General features: G+C 44.9%; 21 protein-coding genes. 15 read left to right on the plus strand and 6 right to left on the minus strand.

Annotated features, from left to right (window positions below; all coding sequences use genetic code 11):
- Nucleotides 1–154 precede the first annotated feature (154 nt).
- On the plus strand, nt 155–1,189 hold the full coding sequence (locus tag AB4167_RS11005; RefSeq protein ID WP_372136528.1) for an AraC family transcriptional regulator: 1,035 nt from the start codon (nt 155–157) through the stop codon (nt 1,187–1,189).
- Between the two features lie 4 nt (nt 1,190–1,193).
- Here the strand turns inward: AB4167_RS11005 and AB4167_RS11010 are convergent, their stop codons facing one another.
- Both AB4167_RS11010 and AB4167_RS11015 read right to left on the minus strand, forming a co-directional pair.
- Nucleotides 1,194–2,144 carry a chromosome partitioning protein ParA gene (locus tag AB4167_RS11010; protein WP_372136547.1) on the minus strand — a complete coding sequence of 317 codons (951 nt, stop codon included), beginning with the start codon at nt 2,142–2,144 and terminating at the stop codon, nt 1,194–1,196.
- A gap of 39 nt (nt 2,145–2,183) precedes the next feature.
- Entirely contained in the window at nt 2,184–3,518 is a 1,335-nt protein-coding gene (locus AB4167_RS11015; protein WP_372136529.1) for a sphingomyelin phosphodiesterase, read from the minus strand.
- A 414-nt stretch (nt 3,519–3,932) separates the two neighbouring features.
- Between AB4167_RS11015 and AB4167_RS11020 the strand changes: the two genes are divergently transcribed.
- Nucleotides 3,933–4,454, plus strand: a complete 522-nt coding sequence (locus AB4167_RS11020) for a DUF2058 domain-containing protein (protein ID WP_010441213.1) — start codon at nt 3,933–3,935, stop codon at nt 4,452–4,454.
- 128 nt (nt 4,455–4,582) lie between these two features.
- Here the strand turns inward: AB4167_RS11020 and AB4167_RS11025 are convergent, their stop codons facing one another.
- Together AB4167_RS11025 and AB4167_RS11030 are read right to left on the minus strand one after the other, a co-directional pair.
- Nucleotides 4,583–4,804 carry a hypothetical protein gene (locus tag AB4167_RS11025; RefSeq protein WP_017059142.1) on the minus strand — a complete coding sequence of 74 codons (222 nt, stop codon included), beginning with the start codon at nt 4,802–4,804 and terminating at the stop codon, nt 4,583–4,585.
- Nucleotides 4,805–5,111: 307 nt separating this feature from the next.
- A complete protein-coding gene (locus tag AB4167_RS11030) occupies nt 5,112–5,996 on the minus strand; it encodes a LysR family transcriptional regulator (RefSeq protein WP_102393873.1) in 885 nt (294 codons plus the stop codon).
- Between the two features lie 132 nt (nt 5,997–6,128).
- On the opposite strand from AB4167_RS11030, the gene AB4167_RS11035 reads away from it, so the two are divergent.
- The gene (locus AB4167_RS11035; protein ID WP_372136530.1) at nt 6,129–7,139 is read left to right on the plus strand and encodes an aldo/keto reductase family oxidoreductase; all 1,011 of its coding nucleotides are present in this window, start codon (nt 6,129–6,131) and stop codon (nt 7,137–7,139) included.
- Nucleotides 7,140–7,148: 9 nt separating this feature from the next.
- The gene (locus AB4167_RS11040; protein WP_017066157.1) at nt 7,149–7,541 is read left to right on the plus strand and encodes a heme-binding protein; all 393 of its coding nucleotides are present in this window, start codon (nt 7,149–7,151) and stop codon (nt 7,539–7,541) included.
- Between the two features lie 112 nt (nt 7,542–7,653).
- Here AB4167_RS11040 and AB4167_RS11045 read toward each other — a convergent pair whose 3' ends face one another.
- Both AB4167_RS11045 and AB4167_RS11050 read right to left on the minus strand, forming a co-directional pair.
- Nucleotides 7,654–9,027 (minus strand): L-cystine transporter, encoded by a 1,374-nt coding sequence (locus AB4167_RS11045; protein WP_372136531.1) that lies wholly within the window; start codon nt 9,025–9,027, stop codon nt 7,654–7,656.
- A 185-nt stretch (nt 9,028–9,212) separates the two neighbouring features.
- Nucleotides 9,213–9,908 carry an NAD-dependent epimerase/dehydratase family protein gene (locus AB4167_RS11050; RefSeq protein ID WP_017059149.1) on the minus strand — a complete coding sequence of 232 codons (696 nt, stop codon included), beginning with the start codon at nt 9,906–9,908 and terminating at the stop codon, nt 9,213–9,215.
- 718 nt (nt 9,909–10,626) lie between these two features.
- Here AB4167_RS11050 and AB4167_RS11055 point away from each other — a divergent pair.
- From AB4167_RS11055 to AB4167_RS11105, 11 genes are all read left to right on the plus strand, one after another.
- A complete protein-coding gene (locus AB4167_RS11055; protein ID WP_017065519.1) occupies nt 10,627–11,238 on the plus strand; it encodes a flavin reductase family protein in 612 nt (203 codons plus the stop codon).
- A gap of 57 nt (nt 11,239–11,295) precedes the next feature.
- Complete coding sequence (gene cobT, locus AB4167_RS11060; protein ID WP_372136532.1) at nt 11,296–12,360, plus strand: nicotinate-nucleotide--dimethylbenzimidazole phosphoribosyltransferase; 1,065 nt, start codon at nt 11,296–11,298, stop codon at nt 12,358–12,360.
- The gene (locus AB4167_RS11065) at nt 12,360–13,166 is read left to right on the plus strand and encodes an adenosylcobinamide-GDP ribazoletransferase (RefSeq protein WP_372136533.1); all 807 of its coding nucleotides are present in this window, start codon (nt 12,360–12,362) and stop codon (nt 13,164–13,166) included. Before cobT ends, AB4167_RS11065 begins: the two co-directional genes overlap by 1 nt.
- Nucleotides 13,167–13,175: 9 nt before the next feature.
- Nucleotides 13,176–13,796 carry a bifunctional adenosylcobinamide kinase/adenosylcobinamide-phosphate guanylyltransferase gene (cobU, locus tag AB4167_RS11070; RefSeq protein ID WP_136978788.1) on the plus strand — a complete coding sequence of 207 codons (621 nt, stop codon included), beginning with the start codon at nt 13,176–13,178 and terminating at the stop codon, nt 13,794–13,796.
- A gap of 9 nt (nt 13,797–13,805) precedes the next feature.
- Nucleotides 13,806–14,423 (plus strand): alpha-ribazole phosphatase family protein, encoded by a 618-nt coding sequence (gene cobC, locus AB4167_RS11075; protein WP_136978786.1) that lies wholly within the window; start codon nt 13,806–13,808, stop codon nt 14,421–14,423.
- Nucleotides 14,424–14,562: 139 nt separating this feature from the next.
- Nucleotides 14,563–16,359 carry a M3 family oligoendopeptidase gene (locus tag AB4167_RS11080; protein WP_372136534.1) on the plus strand — a complete coding sequence of 599 codons (1,797 nt, stop codon included), beginning with the start codon at nt 14,563–14,565 and terminating at the stop codon, nt 16,357–16,359.
- A 278-nt stretch (nt 16,360–16,637) separates the two neighbouring features.
- Nucleotides 16,638–17,666, plus strand: a complete 1,029-nt coding sequence (locus AB4167_RS11085; protein ID WP_017059157.1) for a succinylglutamate desuccinylase — start codon at nt 16,638–16,640, stop codon at nt 17,664–17,666.
- Between the two features lie 133 nt (nt 17,667–17,799).
- A complete protein-coding gene (gene btuC, locus AB4167_RS11090) occupies nt 17,800–18,795 on the plus strand; it encodes a vitamin B12 ABC transporter permease BtuC (RefSeq protein WP_372136535.1) in 996 nt (331 codons plus the stop codon).
- A complete protein-coding gene (gene btuD / locus AB4167_RS11095; protein ID WP_372136536.1) occupies nt 18,782–19,540 on the plus strand; it encodes a vitamin B12 ABC transporter ATP-binding protein BtuD in 759 nt (252 codons plus the stop codon). Before btuC ends, btuD begins: the two co-directional genes overlap by 14 nt.
- A gap of 29 nt (nt 19,541–19,569) precedes the next feature.
- Complete coding sequence (locus AB4167_RS11100) at nt 19,570–19,929, plus strand: DUF6559 family protein (protein WP_102320089.1); 360 nt, start codon at nt 19,570–19,572, stop codon at nt 19,927–19,929.
- Between the two features lie 487 nt (nt 19,930–20,416).
- Entirely contained in the window at nt 20,417–21,853 is a 1,437-nt protein-coding gene (locus AB4167_RS11105) for a lytic polysaccharide monooxygenase (RefSeq protein WP_137001062.1), read from the plus strand.
- Nucleotides 21,854–21,940 lie beyond the last annotated feature (87 nt).

Raw genomic sequence — 21,940 nt, forward strand, 5'->3', positions numbered from 1 at the left:
TAATTTAACAACTAAAGCCATTGTGCGATGAGTAGCGTAGAATTGGGAGGTCATATTCGGACAAGAGCGCGTTACCAATCACGATTTTGTTAGTAGTGTTGTTGAAGCTGAGTAGTCATGTTTATGGGAATGGGCTCGATATAAGGAGAGACGATTGGAGATTATTGCGGAGTATAAGCCGACCGGACATCGGCATCAGTTGGGTACATTAGATATCGCGCTGCTGTTGAATACGTTAGAGCAACGAGGTATCGATATTGAAAGGCTACTCAATGATGTGGGTTTGCCGAACATGGATTGGCGAGACCCGAATGGAAAGCTGACTTACGCTGATAAACTTGCGTTATTTAGCGCGGCGAATCAGAGCTTTCCTCACGATGGCTTAGGGCTTTGGCTGGGGGAACACGCTAGCTTGAGCCACTTTGGTGTGTTGGGTTATGCGCTATCGACCAGTCAAAATGTCGGGGAGGCCATCAAGTCGGGCTTTAAATATCTGCGCCTGAATGGTCCTATTTTCTCGGTTAAATTATTTCTAGATTCCGAGCAAGCAGTGATTCAGATTGAGAACACCTTGGAAGTGGGCGATCTCCTACCTTTCTGCAGTGAGTATTTCTTGAGTTCAATCGTCTCTTTGTTCAAAGAACTGACTGGTCATGAGTTGGATATTCATACTTTGGCTTTGCCTTATGCTCGCCCTAATTACACCAAGCTTTATGACGAGCGTTTCCAGTGCCCGGTGATTTTTGAACAAAACCATTGTGAACTGCGTTTTGATGCCTCGGTTTTATCACAAACCTTATTGACTCATGATGCCGCAACACTGAAGCGCTATCTTGCGTCTTGCCAGTCGATAGTGGAAACGCTGGACTCTGAGCATCTGCTGACTAACCAAATCAAAACGATCTTTTATCAAACCGCAGGCAGTTTCCCGAATATTGAACAACTCGCGGATGAGTTTGGTTGTAGCTCTCGTACACTCAGGCGAGAGCTAGTGACCCATGAATCCAGTTACCAAATATTGCTTACCGAAGTTCGAGTGGAGCTGGCCAAAGAGCTATTACTCGGCACAACCATGAGCATTGATGACATCGGTGAAAGGCTCGGTTATAGCGACCCTGCAAATTTCAGAAGGGCGTTTAAAGGTTGGCTCAATAAAACGCCCGCTCAGTTTCGTGATGGTTTAAGTTAAGGCGTTACTTGCTAAAGAACTGCTCCCTGAAATCGGTGACTTGCTGTTGATAATAACTGTCCCAATCTTGTTGAATCCAAGTGGCATAACTTGATGAGCGCTGAGAGTCTAAGGTCGCTTTGAGCTGATCCAGTTGCTCGTGATAACTCATCACGGTTTGTTGCTGTTGTGCGACTTGTTGTTCTCGCGCGGCAATGTTGCTGGCCTGCGCTTCATCTAAGTAGGCATCTTGAAGGTCGGCTTTGACTGATGCTACTTCAGCAGGGCTATAGCTGCTGGGTATCAAAGATACTGCCAGTTCATATTTTTGAAGCTGTGTTTCGGCGTTTAACGTGCCCGTATTGTTTTGCCATTCACTAAGCAAATCTTGATAGTTGGCCAAAAACTGGCTCGCTTCGTTCTTTTCAAGGGTGTTAGCGTCAAGCGTAAAATCCAGATGAGCAAACTGGTCAGCGAATAGCTGGTGGGCCAACTCTCCCCATACTTGTTGTGCAGATTGCTTGAATAAGGCAACACGATCTTCAAGAGTCTCTATGGATTCAAGTGGGATAGTGCTTTGTGTTAATTGCCAGTCAGCCGATAGCTGCGGATAGTCGCTCAGTAACTCAAACCATATGCCCGGCAATTCTGATTTCAATCGTGCGAGTTGCTCTGCGCAGTCATCGCGTTGTTGGCAAAGCTTCCAGAACCCATCGAGTTCATCGAACAAAGCCTTGCCTTCAAGCTCACTCAAGTTTTCAGCAAGAATTTTACCGTCCAGTGCTCCGGCTTGGGCTTGATTGCTGTTCGATGCGGAGTTTTCCGAACTAGCGGTTGCAGTAGGCGTGGAATTATCGTCATTAGTTGTCGTAGAAACACGCGGCTTAGGTTCTGTGTGTTGAGCAGAAGATAGCGCTGTTTCGTTCGTTTTTGATGACCACGAATAGCAAATAATGCTCGCCGTTAAGACGAGCATTAGGATTAATATAACTCGATGCATTATTGGTTCACCGAGTTACTTGATCACGGCGCTAACAGGGAAGTGGTCTGAAAGGTTGTAGTGCTTCCATAACTCACTGCTTGTTGATCTTGGGACATCCACGCGATTGTAGTTATGCGCTTTAGCGACATACTCTGAGCTCACTACCACATAATCGAGATACTCAACGTTTTCGCCACCCGACATAGGCTCTCCCGCAAAGTTGTTGATGCGTGGGTCAAAGGTAGAAGCGGTGTAACCTGAATATTGTGGCTCTTCAGCCTGCAGGTTAGCAAACATCTGTTGATAGTCGCCTGGGAACTTGAGCTTGTTCACGTTGAAGTCACCGCTGTAAACCACAGTTTCTGATGCCGGGATATTCAGAGACTGCGCCAGTGCACGCATCTGCTTGAATTGACGTTGTCGGTAATCACGAGCGGTGTCCGTATCGAATGATGCCGTGTGGGTACCGAAAACATGGTAAGCCTGACCATTCTTGATCACTTCCGCGTAGTTAACGCCTTTATCTGCAAAGCAATCAGTGCCCGTACAATCAGGGAAAACATACTGAGCTTCGTTAACGATAGGATAGCGGCTGACAATGATCACACCACCGTCGTATATGTTAATCCCATCTTTATCGAGCATTTTAGTTTGATAAGGATACTCTTTCGCAAGTTCACGCAAGAACTCATCTCTGCCGTTGGCAAACACCTCTTGAAGCGCCAACACGTCGTAGCCTTTTACGTATTGAGGGAGAAGATCGTAGCGATCACCAATATGCGAAGCGATGGCAGGCAGCGCCCAGATGTTGTAGGTCATGACCTTGAGTGTATTGGCATCCGGCTCTGGTTGCTCATCCACTTTTGGAGGGGTGATGGTGTAATAAATATCATCGTAGCGCGCTGTAGAATCGGCTTTGAGGGCTAGCTCTGCGTTGACCCCGAAGGCATCGGTTGTGCTGCGATGAATATTACGATCGTCATGCAATGTTAGGTTGACGTCTGCAGCACTCAAACCATGTTGCAGTGTCGAGTTATACCAATGTCCCTTCATGGTTTGGTTGAGCGTGACACTCTCGCCCACAGCGTTCGATATCACAGTGTCAAACTCATAGGTCTTCCCAGATTTCACACCAGTCCAGCGGTTAAAACTGATCAGCTTCTTCGTCTCCCAAGGAGCAATCTGTTCAACATGCTGTTGCCACTCATCCCCAAGTTGAAGCAGGTCGGTACCGGTGTGGTTGGCTTGAATGGTCATCACTTGATTGGTGTTATTGGTGAGATACACGTCAGTGTCTGCTATGGCAGAGGTCGAAGCGATTGATGTGGATGCCACAAGTGCAGCTAACCAAGTCCATTGAGTTTTCATCGTTTACGTTATCCTTATTGATTGATGTCTAGAATAACGTAGTCAAGAGTTATGACATTGGAGTTATAACTCTATGGTATTTATTCAAATATTAGACATATGCCAGATTTTATAAAATTGATTAATTATTGAAAATTAACATATTGTCTTGTTGGAATGATAAATGGTCCGCGCGCGAATAATAGAGTCAGGTAATGCTTTCGAGTCGGTAGAACAGCCAATGTTGTCATGCTTAAATCAAAACTGTTTGTTCGGGGAGAGCAGAGATTGTGAGCAACTAGAAGGGATTGTGGCGACAGCTTAGATCTATCAGCACAAATTTTGCGATTGTTCTGTAATTTACTCTTGTTCAGTAAACAGAAACCTCAAAAACAGGTATGATAGTGCCGTTTTTAATCCTGAACTGGGAAAGTCATGGCAAAGTTAACACTCCAAGAGCAGATGCTTAAAGCTGGCTTGGTAAATGAGAAAAAATTAAAGAAGGCGAAGAAAGGCTCTAAAAAGTCTCGCGTTCAGTCTCGTGAAGCAAAAGCGGCAGCTGAAGAAACTAAACTGGCGCAGCAAGCGAAAGACAAAGAGCTAAACCAACAGTTGAAAGAACAACAGTTGAGCAAAGAAATTAAAGCTCAAGTGAAGCAACTGATTGAGATGAACAAGATCGAACAGAAGAACGGTGAGATCAAATACAACTTCACCGACGGTACGCTAGTTAAATATCTTTACGTAGAAGAGCTGACTCAAAAGCAACTAAGTAAAGGCATTCTAAGTATTGCTCGTCAAGGCGAGAGCTATGTTGTTATTCCAACAGCAGTAGCGAACAAGATTGCTATGCGCGACGAAGAATCTATCGTTGATACGCAGGCAGGTAGCACAGACGAAGTAGACGAAGATGACCCGTACAAAGACTTCGTGATCCCAGATGATCTAATGTGGTAATCCGTTTTACCTAGCTCTATTTTAATGGTTAGCTAAGTTTACAGGATCTAAGAATGCAGCGAACAATCACTCGATTGGCGCTGCATTTTTTTTGGCGCGAAATGACTTCAACAAATCTTGAATAACGCTTAGTGTTCTGACATGCCGTAAACAAGGCTATCATTGGCACTTGCATGATCGATAAAATCGGTATTAGCGCGCTGTTCGTGTTGGTCATAGCCATCGAAGTAACAGTCGCCAATTTCATTGCGCGGGCAAACGTGAATGTGGTCTTTGATGACCAGTTCGGTAGAGCAGCATGGGCAGTGTTTTACATGTCCAGTGAGTACCGTAGATCGATTTGGTTTCATACATCCTCCTGATAGGCACTGTAATCTGATTGCCTATTTGCACCCTAAGTTACGCAAATTAGTGTGTCGTTATGATTTCATTTTTAAGTCAATAAAAAACGATTCGTAGAGTGAATGTTTAGGTATTAATGTAAATGTAAGAGCAAGAAAAAATAAAAGAACTAGGACGAGTAGGCTTGAAAGTAGATCGGCCATATAGTCGACTTTCACTGGTATCACATTCAGCCGAAGAGGTTGAAGTAGAGCTCGCTACGACGAATATGTTGGCCAGATGAAACCAACAAGCCCTAGTGAGCTGTGCATCATTTTATCGACTTAAGCTTTCAAAGTAATTCTGAACAAATTTAACGAACACTTGGTGTTTCTTTGCCGGATAAATAACTTGCGGATAGAACAGATAAATACTGTTGCCTTGTTGCAGACATTCATCAGGCAGCACTCGCTCTAATTCTCCCAGTTCGACCTCTTTCGCAACGTAGTAACTTGCAATACGGATGATGCCACTGCCTGCCATAGCTTGTTGCTTAAGCAGGTGGTTGTCATTACTTGAAAGCCAGCCGGACACATCAATATTTACCGATTTTAAAGGCCACTCGGTTTGGTGCAGAGTTGCTAAGCATTGATGATCACTTAAGTCACTCACATTGGTAGGGCGACCAAATTGGTTAAGATAACCGGGAGTCGCGACTAAATCATGTTGATAGCTAATCAAGTGTTTCGCCACCATGTTGTCAGGTGGCGTATTGGTGGCACGAAACGCGATATCGATATCATCTTGATTGAGATTAAAGTTGGTGTAGCTACTGTTTATCTCGAAACGAATCTCAGGGTATTGCTGCCTAAACTGTTGGCAGATATCGAATAGATATACCTCAGTAAACATCTTTGGCGCAGTGAGGCGTAATAGGCCTTTGACGATGTCGTGTTGCTCAGAAACACTGCGTTCAAGCTGTAAGACTTGCGAGCGAATCGTTAAGCCTTGTTGTAACGCGCGTTCGCCTTCTTGGGTTAAACGAACACTGCGAGTGGTTCTGACCAAAAGCGGGCACTGTAAATCGTTCTCTAAACGTTTGATCTGTTCAGAAAGGTAGCTCTTAGAGATACCGAGCTTTTCGGCTGCCTTGGTAAAGTTGAGTTGCTGAGCAAGTTCTACAAACAGGATCAGTCGTTCTATTCTTTTGTGTTCGTTCATTCGCGCGTTCCTACCAATCTATTGTTCGTCATATCAAACAATCATTTCGTAACTAGCATATTCTGTTTTTTAAAAAGAACAATATGATAGAGGCATATTTCTGGTCAGCAAATCTTCTAAGCGAGAATCGATATGACGAACAGCACTGAATCTACAAACAAAACGAATGACAAAAAACGTATCCCATTATCAAATTATCTACCGAATGTTGGGCAAATTGCCTATGGCTGCATGGGGTTAGGTGGTGGCTGGAATGATAATCCAGTGACGAGTGCGGATGTTGCTCAAACACGAAGCGTAATCGGCACCGCACTAGAATCGGGCATTAACTTATTCGACCATGCGGATATCTATACCTTCAGCAAAGCTGAGCAAGCCTTTGGTCAAGCATTACAACAAGCGCCTGATCTGCGAGAACAGATGTTCATTCAATCTAAGTGTGGGATTCGTTTTGAAGGCGAGGGCAATGTTGGTCGTTATGATTTCTCGGCTGATTGGGTAGGCCAATCGGTAGACGGTATTCTCAATCGATTGAATACTGAAAAGCTTGATGTGCTGTTATTGCACCGCCCTGACCCTTTGATGGAACTCGATGAGCTAGCAAGAACGTTAGAGAACTTAAAAGCGCAAGGTAAGGTCGATTATTTTGGTGTGTCGAACATGAACAGCCATCAAATTCAGTACCTGCAATCTGCGTTTGGGCAACCCATCGTCGCGAATCAAGTTGAGATGAGCTTAGCCAAATTGGATTGGTTGAATGATGGGGTGATGATTAACTCGCAAGGGCACCATCAATCAGACTTTGCCGCAGGCACTCTTGAACATTGCCAATTGAATAACATCCAACTGCAAGCTTGGGGCTGTTTGGCACAAGGCCGATTTGCTGAGCAAGGTTTGTATTCAGAACATGAAAACGTGAAAAAGACAGCGCACTACGTGGCTCAGTTAGCGAACCAATATGGCGTAGAAAGTGAAGCGATTGTGTTGGCATTTTTGCTTCGTCACCCTGCTCGTATCCAACCTGTAATTGGCACCACAAATCTAGAGCGAATCAAAGCTTCGGCAGTCGCGACTCAGATAAACCTGTCTCGTGAAGAGTGGTACAACCTATACGTGTACTCACGTGGTCAAGCACTGCCATAAGGAATGAATATGTTGAATCAAAAGATCGCGCAACAACTGGTGTCTAACGCTCTAGACATTGCTGAGCGTAATCAACAAGCAATCGCGGTGAGCGTGTGTGATACGCACGGTGAGTTACTGGCGTTTATTCGCATGGATAATGTGAGTGTTCAAGCCGGATTGTTAGCACAGAACAAAGCTTATACATCTGCAAGAGATAGACAGCCAAGCGGTAACTTAGGTGCTTGGGCGAGAGAAACTGGTAAAGACTTAAGTTACTGGACTGACCCAAAGATCACTGGCTTTAAAGGCGGTGTTCCCATTGAATTAAATGGGCAGGTGATTGGCGCTATTGGTGTCAGCGGATTAAGTGAAGACGACGATGAAGCACTTGCCGAAAAAGTCATTCAACTTGTGTTCTAAGCTGTTGCTCGTGAAGTAATGGAAGTTAGAAGTAACAGATAATAAAAAACCGATGCATGTGCATCGGTTTTTTTGTTTAACGAGACTCAAGTGCTTGAATCAATCGAACCCATTAAGCGTTCGCTTGTTCCAGATCTTGTTGCTTGTCTTTCTTGCCTAATAGGCGGCTTGTGATCGTACCGGCTGTCATAGCACCAGATACGTTAAGCGCCGTACGTGCCATATCGATAAGTGGCTCGATAGAGATAAGCAGTGCTGCAATCGTTACAGGAAGGCCCATAGCAGGAAGTACGATAAGCGCCGCGAACGTTGCACCGCCACCTACGCCAGCAATACCGAATGAGCTCACTGTGATAATGGCAATCAGAGACAGAATGAAGTTGATGTCCATTGGGTCGATGCCAACTGTAGGCGCAACCATGACTGCTAGCATTGCAGGGTAGATACCCGCACAACCGTTTTGACCAATCGTCGCACCGAAAGAGGCAGACAGGTTAGCAATCGCTGGTGGCACGTTTAGCTTAGTGATTTGAGCTTCAACGTTCAGTGGAATTGTTGCTGCAGAACTACGAGACGTGAAAGCGAACGTCAGTACAGGCCAGATCTTTTGGAAGTACTCTTTCGGGTTTACACCAACAAAAGAAACCAACACACCGTGTACGACGAACATCAGTAGAATCGCAACGTAAGATGCAACGATGAAACCCAGTAGGCTGAGGATGTCAGAAGCACTTGATGTTGCAACTACCTTCGCCATTAACGCTGCGATGCCGTATGGCGTTAGTGCCATGATCATCTTAACTAAGCGCATAACGATAGATTGTGACGCTTCAACGAAAGTACGGATTGGAGATTCTAGTTCTTCTTTCTCTGCCATCACTTTACGAGCAGCGATGCCCGTTAGCACACCAAAGATAACAACCGCGATGATAGACGTAGAGCGAGCCCCCGCTAGGTCTGCAAATGGGTTAGTCGGAATAAAGCTGATCAGCATTTGTGGAATTGTTAGGTCTGAAACGCTACCGATGCGGCTTTCAAGTGTTGCGATACGTGCTGTTTCGCGAGCGCCTTCTGTTAAACCTTCAGCAGACAGGCCGAATGCTTGCGTTACAACAATACCAACAATCGCAGAAATCGCGGTTGTTGCTAACAGTACAGAAATGGTGATACCAGAAATCTTGCCCAGTGAGCCGCCTTTTTCAAGCTTCACTACTGCTGCAATCATTGAAACCAATACTAATGGCATGATCACCATTTTCAGTAGGCCAACATAACCACGGCCAACAATATTTACCCAGTCTAGTGTTTCGTTGATGACCGGATTGCCTTCACCAAATAACAGCTGTAGACCAAGACCAAATGCGCTACCAAATACTAAACCGAGTAAAACGAGGCGAGAAAGTGTGTTTTCTTTTTTCTGCTGTCCGTAGAGAAAAAAGAGGATACCAGTGAATACCGCTAAGGCAGCGATAGCTGAAAATGACATTTGTTTTCCTTATGAATCTCTTTAAATCGATAGGGCGCTTAGATATATGGGCGCAAATACTGTTAGCTACAGTAGCGACCTGTAACAAAACGTAAAATAAGGAAAAGTAATTTATTAGAACGATTAGTAATATCCACTCAATAGGATGGGTGGATATTCAACATTGTGATGAATAGGTGAGCTTTTTAGCGATATTTTGCCAATAAATTGAGCATGTCACTTGACGAGTAAATTTCGATATTTTGGAAATTATTTTCGAATAACCGGAACAACATTGCTTTGGCTACGTCTTCCGACTGAATAGGGCGTAGGTTTTTGAACTTACCAAGCATAAATGGAGACAGCAGAGGAAAGACACTTTGCAGGAGTTTTTCATCAGCTCTAGGTTCATCACGCTCACCCACCAGAGGCCCAGGGCGTGCGATGAAAAGCTGCTTGAAGCCAATACGTTTTAAATTTTGTTCCATTTGTCCTTTACAGCGAAGGTAGTGCGAATAGGAATCTGGTGAAGCGCCATAGCTAGAAACGACCGCTACGCGTTGAACCCCAAGAAACTTCATCGACTGTGCGACTTGGCTAACCAGTTCCACATCGATTTTGCGAAGCGCTTCTTTTGATCCTGCCTTTTTCTTAGTCGTACCTAAGCAGATAACGCCAAGATTAGGCGTCGCATTCGTGTCATCCCAACTGGTAACTTGCAGGTCGCTGTGAATGAGTGTGTGGAGCTTGTTGGAATCAAACTGTGAATCTAACGCTCGGCGAGATAGGGCATAGATATGATCAACGGCGGGTTCATCGATGAGCAACTTCATCACATGATGACCAATTAACCCGGTTGCACCAGCCACCACGACCGATGTTTTGTCTCCAGAAATGCTCATTTTAATCCCTTCTTCACTCCACAAGTGCTTGTTTAATATAAACAGTGTTTGAATTTTAAGCGAATAAAAGTTTGTTAAACGAGTGGTCAGTAGTATGTGGGGAGTCGCCTGTTTATGGAAAAAGAGATGATTTAGTTTGGCTCGACGCATAAGTACGGTCTGAAGCATAAGTACGATATGAAACATAATGGCGGTGGGAAAGATAAATGCGGTTTGAAACTTAAGTTAGGCGTTAAACATAACAAAGCCCGCTGGGCGACGGGCTTTGTTACTTTTCTTGCTTCTTACTAGGTAAAGGACAGTGGGATTTTCCTTACCTTTTTGCTAGCTTTCTTACTTGATTTATTTGGTTTTCTTTTACTTGAATTTGGAATCATTACACCTCCTAAATCGTTGTTCTGTTTTGTCTTTCAATCGATTGTCTTTCTTCGTGTAGCGTCAGTGTTGTGGGCATTCACTGTATGGGTACTTATCAATGGAGAGATTAATAAGTAATTTAGATAAGGCATAAACGATGCCAAAATGTAAGTTATTGATAAATCTATTATCAGTATTATTTGTGTTTTAGGGTTCGTCAATTTGACTGTCAATCTGAGAAAAAACCAGTGTGATCTGTTTAAATTAAGAACACTCTCTGCGGTTTCTGCCACATAGCCATAGATACAGCCTTGCTTAACACGTAAACTGAGTCGTAATTCACATAGACCAAGGACGTGCTATGAACCTCAAGCTTGATACTCTCGCTCCCACTCAGATCTATCACCTGATGACACAAACCGTTGTTCCTCGCCCGATTGCGTGGGCATTGACGGAATCTTCTGACCAAGAGTACAACCTCGCGCCTTTCTCTTATTTCACGCCTGTTTCTAGTAATCCGCCGTTACTGATGTTATCGGTTGGGAAGAAGCCGTCCGGCGAAATCAAAGATACCACTCGTAATGCCCTAGAAACGGGTAAGCTAGTGATTCACATTGCTTCTTCAAGTTCTGCCGAAACCATGACGGCGACAGCAGCTACCCTTGAACATGGTGATTCGGAAGTCACCGCGAATAACATTGATCTGGTTGAATTTGAAGGCTTCTCTTTACCGAGATTGAAAGAGTGCGCGGTCGCTTTTGGATGCACCTTGTACGAAGTAAAAGAGGTTGGAGAAGTGCCACAAAGCCTTATCTTTGCTCAAGTCGAAACCGTGTACATTTCCGAAGACGTGATCGACAAAGACAGTGAGCGTCTTAAGATCGACGCGTTAGCACTTGATCCTTTATCTCGACTAGGCGGAGGCGAATACGCCACGCTTTCCAATGTGTTTTCTGTCGCACGCCCTAAGTAGCAATACCTAAGTAGCAGCCCTATATCAACGTACCCAGAATAAGCGTTTTTAAAAACTATGTTAGATACCCAATACTCGCAGTACATCCAACACCGAATTGACCAAAAAACCAAGCCACTTGGCGCACTTGGCTTACTAGAAAAAGTCGCACATCAACTGGCTTTGATTCAGAGCCAAGGCAAAGAAGCTGCGGTTGAACACATCGAATTGAATAAGCCAAGTATCATCATTTTTGCTGGCGACCATGGCATTGCTGACGAAGGCGTGAGTATTGCCCCAAGTGCCGTCACACAACAGATGGTGTTGAACTTCTTAAGTGGTGGCGCGGCGATCAATTGTTTCTGTGCGGTGAATAATATCGATATCACGGTAGTCGACACGGGGATATTGTTGCCTGTGGAATCAGACAGTGACATGTTGATCTCTCAGCGTTTGGGTACGCGAACCAATAACTTTGCCAATGAAGCGGCAATGAGTTTAGAAACGGTTGAACGTGGGATTGAACTGGGTACAGATCTTGTCTCTAGAACCATTTCGAATGGCACCAATATCATCATGTTTGGTGAAATGGGTATCGGAAATACCAGCAGCGCATCAGCGATCTTAAGTGCATTAGCGAATCGTGCTGCAGCGGAGTGTGTTGGCCTAGGCACTGGCATCAACAATGAACAGCTTGCACGTAAAGTGGCTGTGGTTGAGCAAGGTGTCGCGCGTTGCAAAGATTTAGATGCGAAAGAAGTTAAAGAGCTTGCAGATCTTAAAGATATTAAAGAGGTACTCGCACAAGTCGGTGGCTATGAAATCGTTCAAATGGTCGGTGGCTTCCTTGGCGCTTACCAAAACAGAACACCAGTGTTGGTCGATGGCTTTATCGTGTCGGTTGCGGCGTATGTCGCGACTTTAATTGAACCAAACTGCCGAGACTATATGATCTTCGCCCATCGCTCTGAAGAGTCAGGACACAAAATTCTGTTAGAGCTGCTCGACGCTGAGCCACTGCTCGATCTTGGATTGAGATTAGGCGAGGGCACAGGTGCTGCGCTAGCTATGCCAATCATTCGTGCGGCAGCCGAGTTCTATAACAACATGGCGAGCTTCGAAAGTGCTGGAGTCACGGTTTAATGAGTGATGCACCAGAAAGATCGTTGAAAGATCGAGTTACTTATCAGTGGGAGCTTTTTGCGCTGGCGATGGGTTTCTTTTCTCGCTTGCCAATGCCGAAAAACACGCCCTATTCTACAGAGCGAATGAACCGTTCTGGTCGCTACTTTTCAACGGTTGGTTTGTTGCTTGGTGTTCTGTGTGGCGGTGTGTTCTTGCTACTTGATGTGGTACTGCCGAGTGCAGTAGCGATCTTTTTGATGATGAGTTTTAGCCTGATGCTCACTGGCGCATTCCATGAAGATGGTTTGACTGATATGGCCGATGGCATTGGTGGCGGCATGACCCTAGAACGCCGTTTGACCATCATGAAAGACAGTCGAATTGGTACCTATGGCGCGTCTGCTCTGGTTATGGCTCTGCTGGGTAAGTGGGTGCTGTTGAATGAACTCGTGAGCATGACTGGACTGTTTATGGTTATCGTGACCAGTTATACCTTTAGCCGCGCGATTGCTGCATCGCTAATTTACGACATGCCTTATGTCAGCGATTTAGATACCAGTAAAAGTAAACCATTGGCCAACAAGCAAACCAAAGGTGAACTTACCTTCTTATTGCTTGTAGGCGTGCTGCCTAGCCTGTGGTTTGGTCTTGAATTCGCTTTGGTTTTATCTGTCGTCGCCTATCTGTTCAGAACAGGTTTCAAAAAGTGGTTAACGGCTCGAATTGGCGGCTTTACTGGGGACTGCTTGGGTGCGGCTCAACAGTTAATGGAGTTGCTGACTTACCTTGTATTCATTACTGCATTTTACAATGGCTTTCTATAACGGCTTCCTATGACCAACACGAATGAAACTATTCAAGCTAATCAAATTAATCAAGCAAGTCAGCGAAACAGCCATTTGGTATTGGGCGGGGCTCGTTCTGGTAAGTCTAGTTTTGCAGAGCAACAAGCATTATGTGCGCTTGAAGCATGTTCAAATGGACGCCTCAATTATATTGCGACAGCGACATATCTTGATGATGAAATGCGAGAACGAATCGCGCACCATCAACAACGTCGTGGCGAGCAGTGGATTGAGCATGAAGTACCCGTCGAATTAGCCGAAAAACTGCAGTCTTTTGAGAAAGAAGATGTGGTATTGATTGATTGCCTAACCTTGTGGTTGAACAACATCATCTTTGAACTGGGTGATGACGCAACTAATGAACAGATTGAAGCCGTGGTTGAAGTATTGGTCAAAAGCGTCGAGCAAAGTCCGGCGCAAATTATCATGGTCTCTAACGAAGTCGGTTTAGGTGTGGTGCCGCTGGGTAAAGTGTCTCGCTTGTTTGTGGACAATGCAGGACGAATGAACCAAGCGCTAGCTCGCGTCGTTGAGCGCGTCACGCTGGTTGCTGCCGGATTGCCGCTGCACTTAAAACCATCTAATCACTTGCTTGATATTCAAGGCTAGGTCGCACACATGGTCAATGGAACAACCAAAAACATCTATTTGTTAAGACATGGCAAAGTCGAAGGAAAAGCTGCGCTCAATGGTTTATCTGATGTGCTGGTCAACTCTGATCTTCAAGAACAGATATGTGAGGCACTAACTACACAAGACATTACCTTTGATAGCGTGGTTAGCTCTCCACTAAGACGATGTGGTGATTTCGCGAGCTTGTTTGCAGAGCGTATGTCTGTGCCTTTATCAGTTGCATCGGGTTTTCAGGAAATGAACTTCGGTGAAGTAGATGGTGTCCCATTTGATGAACTTGAAGACAAGTGGGGAATGTTAGAAACCTTTTGGAAAGACCCTGCTAATCATCAATTAACTGGCGCAGAAAGTTTACAGAGCTTCCACGACAGAGTAACTCAAGCTTGGTCGCAACTTTTGAATGATTCAAGTGACAACATATTGTTGGTTACTCATGGTGGTGTGATTCGCATACTGCTAGCGCACTGCCTTAATATTGATTGGAAAAACCCGAGTTTGTACTCGAAGTTATCGATAGAAAACGCATCGATAACGCATATTCAAATCACTCAGTTTGCGCAGAGCTTTATCAGCGTTAAATCGATAGGGATACCTGTTCTCTGAGTGTTCAAAAAACACAGTTTAAGAATTAACAATCTTTTAGATCTGTAAATAGAAACAGAAATATAAATAGAAGTATAAAGCGGCGTTCACAGCCGCTATACCTGATTGGTATTACTACCTACGTGAAAGGAATTTAGTCATGACAACACCAAGTTGGGATCTAAGCATTGCTTATAGCGATCTTAATGATGCAAAAATCGAACAGGACATTGAACTCATTCAGCAGTGCATTGAGCTGTTGAACCTACACGTTGAAAAGCGTCATATCATTCTAGCGATGCAAAACGCGATTCAGACTTCAGAAGCGGCAGGCACGTTACTGAGTACAATCAACACCTTCGCTAATTGCCACGCATCGGTCGACGCGACACACACAGAAGCGAAAGCATTGCTTGGTCGTGTAGCGAAGCTGAACTCTGAAATGTCTCAAGCGTTTAGCCCTTATGAAGACACGCTGATTCACGCTGAACCAGAGTTTATTGATGCGGTTTTAGAACACGAGAGTGCAGATGTTGCAGGCCAACGCTTCGCGATTGAGAGTTCACGTAAGCTTTCAAGCAGCCGACTCAGTGTGGCTGAAGAACAGCTGTTAGCAGCAATGAAAGTGGATGGCCGTGATGCATGGGGTCGTTTATACGATAACCTAACCGGATCTTTAAAACTGTCGCTAAAGCTGGACGGTGAAGAGGAAGCCCTAGGCTTTTCACAAGCCGCGAGCCTGTTGTACGGCAGCGAATTCGACAAACAAGAACCAGCATGGCGCGCGGTTCAAGGTGCGATGAAAACGCACCAAGAGTCTTTTGCTTCGATTCTAAATGCATTGGCGGGTTGGCGACTGACTGAAAACAAAAAGCGTTCGAAGATTAGCGATGTGCATTTCCTAGATCCAAGCCTACACGGCAGCCGCATTGTGCCAGAAACGCTAGACACCATGATGTCGGTAGCGAAAGCTAATCGAGCTGTTGGTCAGAAAGCAGGTTTGTTAATGGCAAGAGTTCACGGGCTAGATGAAATGAAGCCTTGGAGTCACTTAGCTGCGATGCCGCCGCTGGGTGACGCTGAATCTAAGGTTTACCCATTTGATGAGGCGATCGACGTGATCAAAACTGCGTTCGCTGAAGTAAATCCAGAGATGGCTGATTTTGTCGCTTTGATGGTTGATAATGGTTGGATTGATGCCGCACCAGCAGCCAACAAACGTTTAGGCGCTTACTGCACCAAGTTTGCTGCTACACGCACTCCGCTTGTGTTCATGACATGGAGCGGTAGCCGCTCAGATTTAATGACATTGGCACACGAGTTAGGCCACGCGTTCCACAACTGGGTGATGAAAGACATGCCGTTGTGTCAAACACGCTACCCAATGACGCTAGCAGAAACCGCTTCGATCTTTGCTGAAAATATCGTTAGAGACCATTTGTTAAAACAAGCTCAAACACGTAACGAGAAACTTGAGATGTTATGGGAAGAGTTGTCTTCTTCACTCGCTTTAATGGTGAACATTCCAGTGCGTTTCGAATTCGAAAAAGCCTTCTACGAGCAGCGTGAAAAAGGCGAGCTAACGGCTCAGCAGCTGTGTGACTTGATGGAAACGACTTGGAAAGAGTGGTATGGCGATGCAATGACAGAAGCTGACCCTTACTTCTGGGCGAGCAAACTGCATTTCAGCATCTCTCAAGTAAGCTTCTACAACTACCCATACTTGTTCGGTTACCTGTTCAGTAAAGGTGTTTACGCTCAGCGCGATGCGAAAGGTGAGCAATTCTACGGCGATTACGTTTCGTTGCTTCGTGATACGGGCAGCATGATGGCGGAAGAAGTCGTTCAAAAGCACTTAGGAATGGACCTGACTCAAGCTGATTTTTGGCAACAAAGCATCGACATGGTCAAAGTTCAAATCGATGAATTTGAAAGATTGCTCGATCAGGAAGATTAATTGATCTCAATCTGTTCATAGCAGGTAAGAGCTGTGTTAGCTTACGTGGCTCTTATCTTGCTGGCATAACCTGAGAAAAGCCGAAACAACCAAAAGTCTCTTTAAATAGAGAAAGTTATTTGGAACAGATGTCGGTTAGTAAAGTCAGCAGGTAATATAAAAATATATGGGTAGTATTTGTGAGTGATAACGGAGTTTCTGTTGATAAGTGCGATCCTAGCAACACAATTTCTATGTACAATTTATTAACATACGGCCGTGCAATTAAGGAGTAGCGCATGACGAAGACCCTCTTTCGCCAATCATTTCTTTTTGACAGCCTAGATCTTGAGCAAGAAGTGTTTGCAGGACAGACCGTACTGAGTAACGGTGTTCAAATTAAGCTTCATCAACGCGGTGTCTTGGAAGTGATTCCCGCGGATTTTAATTCTGAAACCAAGAACATCATTTTTTCAACCGGTGTTCATGGCGACGAAACTTCACCAATGGAGCTGATCGATAAGCTCATTGAGGATATTGAAACAGGTTTCCAAGTAGTAAACGCGAGATGCTTGTTTATCATAGCTCACCCAGAAGCCACTAACGCGCATACTCGTTTTCTTGATGTGAACATGAATCGTCTGTTTGATGAAAAGCAGTACGAGAGCAATCGAGAAGTGGATATCGCGAAGAACTTGAAGTTCTTGGTGACTGAGTTTTACAAAGAAACGGAACCTGCCACTCGTTGGCATCTAGATTTGCACTGTGCAATCCGTTTATCTAAGCATTACTCGTTTGCAGTGAGCCCTAAAGTTCGCCACGAAGTACGCAGTAAAGAGCTGTTTGATTTCATTAACAGTGCGCACGTGGAAGCAGTGTTGTTGTCAAATGCGCCAACCAGTACATTCAGTTGGTACAGTGCTGAAAACTTCGAAGCGCAAGCACTGACAATGGAACTAGGGCAGGTCGCGAGAATTGGTGAGAACCAACTTGATAAGCTAACGGCTTTTGACTTGGCGATGCGTAACTTGATTGCTGAAGTTGAGCCAGAGCATTTACCTAAGCGAACCATCACTTATCGCGTGAGCAGAACCATTGTTCGTTTACATGATGACTTCGATTTCATGTTCTCAGATTCTGTAGAGAACTTTACCGCGTTCAAGCACGGTGAAGTATTCGGTCATGATGGTGATAAACCGTTAATGGCTAAGAATGAAAACGAAGCGGTGGTGTTCCCTAATCGTAATGTTGCTATCGGTCAACGAGCGGCCTTAATGGTGTGCGAAGTTGAAACACGATTCGACCACGGTCAGCTTGTGTACGATTAATACCGAGCTGGGTTAAAGCGACGAAAACAACCGCTCAACTGGTTGAAATATCAAGGTTCACATTACGGTGTGAGCCTTGAGTTTATTTAGGGATACAGGTAAGGTTACGCGAACAATTTCAAAGTAGCTTGATATGGATTTCCAACAACTTCTTCACCAAAAACAGCGCAAATGGACCCGAGCCATTTATCTGATAGCAGCACTGCTTGTCGCGCTGAGTGCGATTTACCTAATGGTTGGCGATCTTTTCATTTCCCCTCTGGGCACCTTGTCCACGTTAGAACAAAAACTACTGGTTGATTTACGCTTACCTCGACTATTGGCGGCTATTGCTATCGGGGCAGGGTTAGCCGTATCTGGCGCAAGTTTACAAGTCTTATTGGGTAACGTATTAGCAGAGCCCGGTGTGCTCGGCATTTCTGGTGGTGCAAGCTTGGCGATGGTTATCGTACTGTTCTTCTTGCCGTTTGCTCCTACCCCAGAACTGTTCATGATTGCCGCCGTTTTAGGGTCACTTTGTTTTACCGTGATTCTAGTGAGCATGGTAAAAACCATGCGACTCACCACGGCTAAATTACTGCTAGTGGGTGTCGCGTTAGGCATTCTTTCTGGCGCGATGGTGACATGGGCGTTCTATTTTAGTGATGACTTAAGTCTACGCTTATTGATGTATTGGCTGATGGGCAGCTTAGGTGGCGTCACTTGGTATCAACACTCGCTCACGTTGGTGATGATCCCCGTGATTATTTGGCTGTGCCTGCAAGGTAGTAAGCTAGATAAGTTAATGATTGGCGAAACGCATGCCGCACAGTTAGGCGTAAACGTACCGAGATTGCGCTGGCGTCTAATTTTCGCCGTGTCTATTTTAGTCGGCTGCGCGGTAGCTTTAGGTGGCGTGATCAGCTTTGTTGGCTTGGTTGTGCCACACTTGTTGCGTTTAGCGATTGGTACTGATAACAAATACCTTCTTCCTTTGTCTGCCGTTGCTGGCGCTGCGTTGTTGGTGTTTGCTGATATCTGTGCAAGAACCTTATTAGATTCCGCAGAGCTGCCTTTGGGTGTGATGACCACCAGTATCGGTGCGCCTATCTTCATTTGGATGTTAATTAAAAATCATGATTCAAATTAAGAGCCTGAGCGTCGGCGCTCGTTTATTACCACTATCATTTGAGCTCAAGCAAGGGCAGGTGACTCACGTTATCGGCCCTAATGGCAGCGGTAAAAGTACCTTGCTCGAAGCGATATCTGGAATTGGTGATGGTTACAAAGGCGATATAAAGATCGACGGGCAGGATTTGTCGGAGCTGTCTTTACAAGATTTATCATTGCATCGCGCTTACTTGTGCCAAAGCGCAAGGCCAGCCTTCAACTTAGAAGTGTTCCAATATCTTGCATTGTCACTGCCAAGCTCCTCACACGGCCTTGATGCTGAAATCAACGCAGCTTTGGAAGAAATCAGCCAGATGCTAGACATTGCAGACAAACTTCATCGCTCAATTCAGACACTGTCTGGTGGTGAATGGCAACGCGTACGTTTGGCGGGAATGTGCCTGCAAATTTGGCCGACACTTAACCCATACGCGAAGCTGCTGATCCTCGACGAACCCGCAGCTCCGTTGGATATTGCTCAAGAAGCCTTGTTGTACAAGCTTATCGAACGAGTGGCTGAGAAGGGCATTGCGGTTATTATGGCTAACCACGACCTGAACCGAACCTTGAGGCATGCCGACCAAGTACTGCTGCTCGAAAAGGGCGTACTACAAGCATCTGGCAGTGCAGAGCAAGTGCTTGTGCCTGAACAGCTAGAATCCGTATTTAACACGCAAGTAAAAAGCATCTCGGTCGACAATCAAACTTATCTGCTGTTTGGTTAACTTAAGCTCATCAATACAAGGCAATCTATATGTTTAGATATATTCAACGACGACGAATCAAGAAAGTAATCAAATCACTTTCTGCAAAGTTGGTGAAAGCGTACGGAAGCAGTGACTTTTTCTCTATTGGGCAAGTAGAAACGAGTTCATGTGAATTAAGTAAGCGCCAACAACTGGTTGCCTTAGCATTGTTTGCTGATCCACAAGACCTTGCTGCTGAAATTGCTCCAGCCATTCAATTGCTGCGTAATAATGTGTCTAATGACTTCTTCGGTGGTGAGGAATATAACGCGCGTGATGTACTTAATTTGTTGGGCGGTGGCGGTTGGAAGGGCGGTCGTATGGACGATGATATGTCGAATCGATTTGGCATGAATAGCCGCTATTAGTTTAGCTCGTTCAAATTAACGTTTAATGATTTATCCATTTATAAACGTATACGCTCAATAGCTTAGCGACTTTACAGCAGTCTCAACAACGTAATAATAATGATGATAAAAAGCACTCAATATCATTATTTATGCGAGCGTTTTACTCCAATTAATTCAATGAAAAAATACCTTCCTAGCGATCTATTTTCTTAGGGAATGCGTAATTTTTGTCGGTAAAAATTGATAATTCGAACCAATATCATCTATCTACAACGCATTTGTTTGAGTTGTGTGATGCTGATTCCTATTAATATAAAACCCGCTGTTATTGATAAAATTGACGTATATATTTTTCGTTGTTCTTTAAGTCGGAAACTATAAACCTTCGAATTACAGTGCTGGTTGGTTAGTAACCAATTGGTTTTGTGTTTAGGGTAAAATAATAGAGAGTGGGAAAGTGACAACAATAAATAATAATATTCTAAAAATAGCAGTGGGTATGGCTATGCTATCGAGTGTGCCGTCAGTGGCAAATGCTCATGGTTGGTCTGAGTTTCCAAGCGCGCGTCAGAACACGTGTTACGAGCAAGGCGGGATTTGGTCGGGTACACCACCTAATGCTGCGTGTGCTCAAGCAAAAGACATTTCGGGTTCATACCCGTTTGTTCAACGTAACGAGTACGCGAAAAATGTCCAAGATTTCAATAATATCAATGCTGTAAAAGCGGCGATTCCTGACGGCACGTTATGTTATGCCAACGATTCGCAAAAACGCGGCATGGGTGCGCCTCATACTGGTTGGACTCGTACCGAGCTAAATACTGGTACGTTTGAATATGTATTCAATGCGACAGCGCCACACAACCCTTCTTTCTGGGAGTTCTACCTAACGAAACCAAACGCGGACCTAAGCAAAGGCCTAGCGTGGGGAGACTTAGATCTTATCCAAGAAGAGGGTAACGTTCCGGTTAATGGCGGCAAGTACCGCATTAATGTCACTATTCCTTCAGACCGTTCTGGCGATGCGATTCTATTCGTTCGTTGGCAACGTGATGATGCTGTGGGCGAAGGCTTCTACAACTGTTCAGACATCACTATCGCGGGTGGCACAACCCCTCCACCAGAGCCTACACCTCAACCTGATCTAGTCCGTGGCGACCTGTTTGTTTCTGACCAGTTTGGTACGCCAGAAATTGGTGATACGGTTAAGTACGACATCATCAACAAGTACGGTGAAGTCGCGCGTAGCTTCGACATCGTTATCGACGCTTCAAACGTTAACGATTGGGCTCGCTTGTTGGCTTCAGAGATTAACGGCTGGCACGAAGAGTTTAAAGATGGCGCGATCTTCATTGGTGATTGGCACGCTGAAATGCAGCACTACATGTACTTCCAAAACGATCCTTCACGTAACTTCTTTAACTCAAAAGATAGCCGTGCTTCTGGTCAGTTAACGCTGATTGATGGTGGCGACGGTGGTGTTGAACCATTAAAAGGCGACATCTACGAGCTAGTGAAGAGTGACAACGTAGTGAATGCTGGCGACAAAGTTGTAATTGCAACAAGCGAAGCGGCGACATTGACTCAAACTCAAGGTACTTCTGTAAGCATTCAAAATAACGGCACGGCTTCTATCGTAGTTGATACCACTGGCATCACTGCAAACGAAACTTTATCGTTTATGGCTAGCTCGATTGAAAGCGACAGTTTTGAAACCTTCACTTTTGAAGTAATTGCTGATGACGGTGGCGTAACACCAGACCCAGACCCAGACCCTACGCCAGATCCAGGTACGTGGGACTCATCAGCGACTTACCTTGGTGGCGAAGTCGTGACTTACTCGAACCAGTCATGGAAAGCACAATGGTGGGTTCAAGGTGGTACTAACCCTAAAGCGACTTACGAAAATGACAAATGGGGCGTTTGGCGTCCAGCCAACTAATCTTAACTATTGTTAGTTAATTAGCCTTGCAATAATAACCAAGACACCACACTTTTTGACGAGTGTGGTGTCTTTTTTAGCGTCTGC

Origin of the sequence: Vibrio sp. 10N.286.49.E11 (genome assembly GCF_041469505.1) — a bacterium.
GTDB classification, from domain to species: Bacteria; Pseudomonadota; Gammaproteobacteria; order Enterobacterales; family Vibrionaceae; genus Vibrio; species Vibrio crassostreae_C.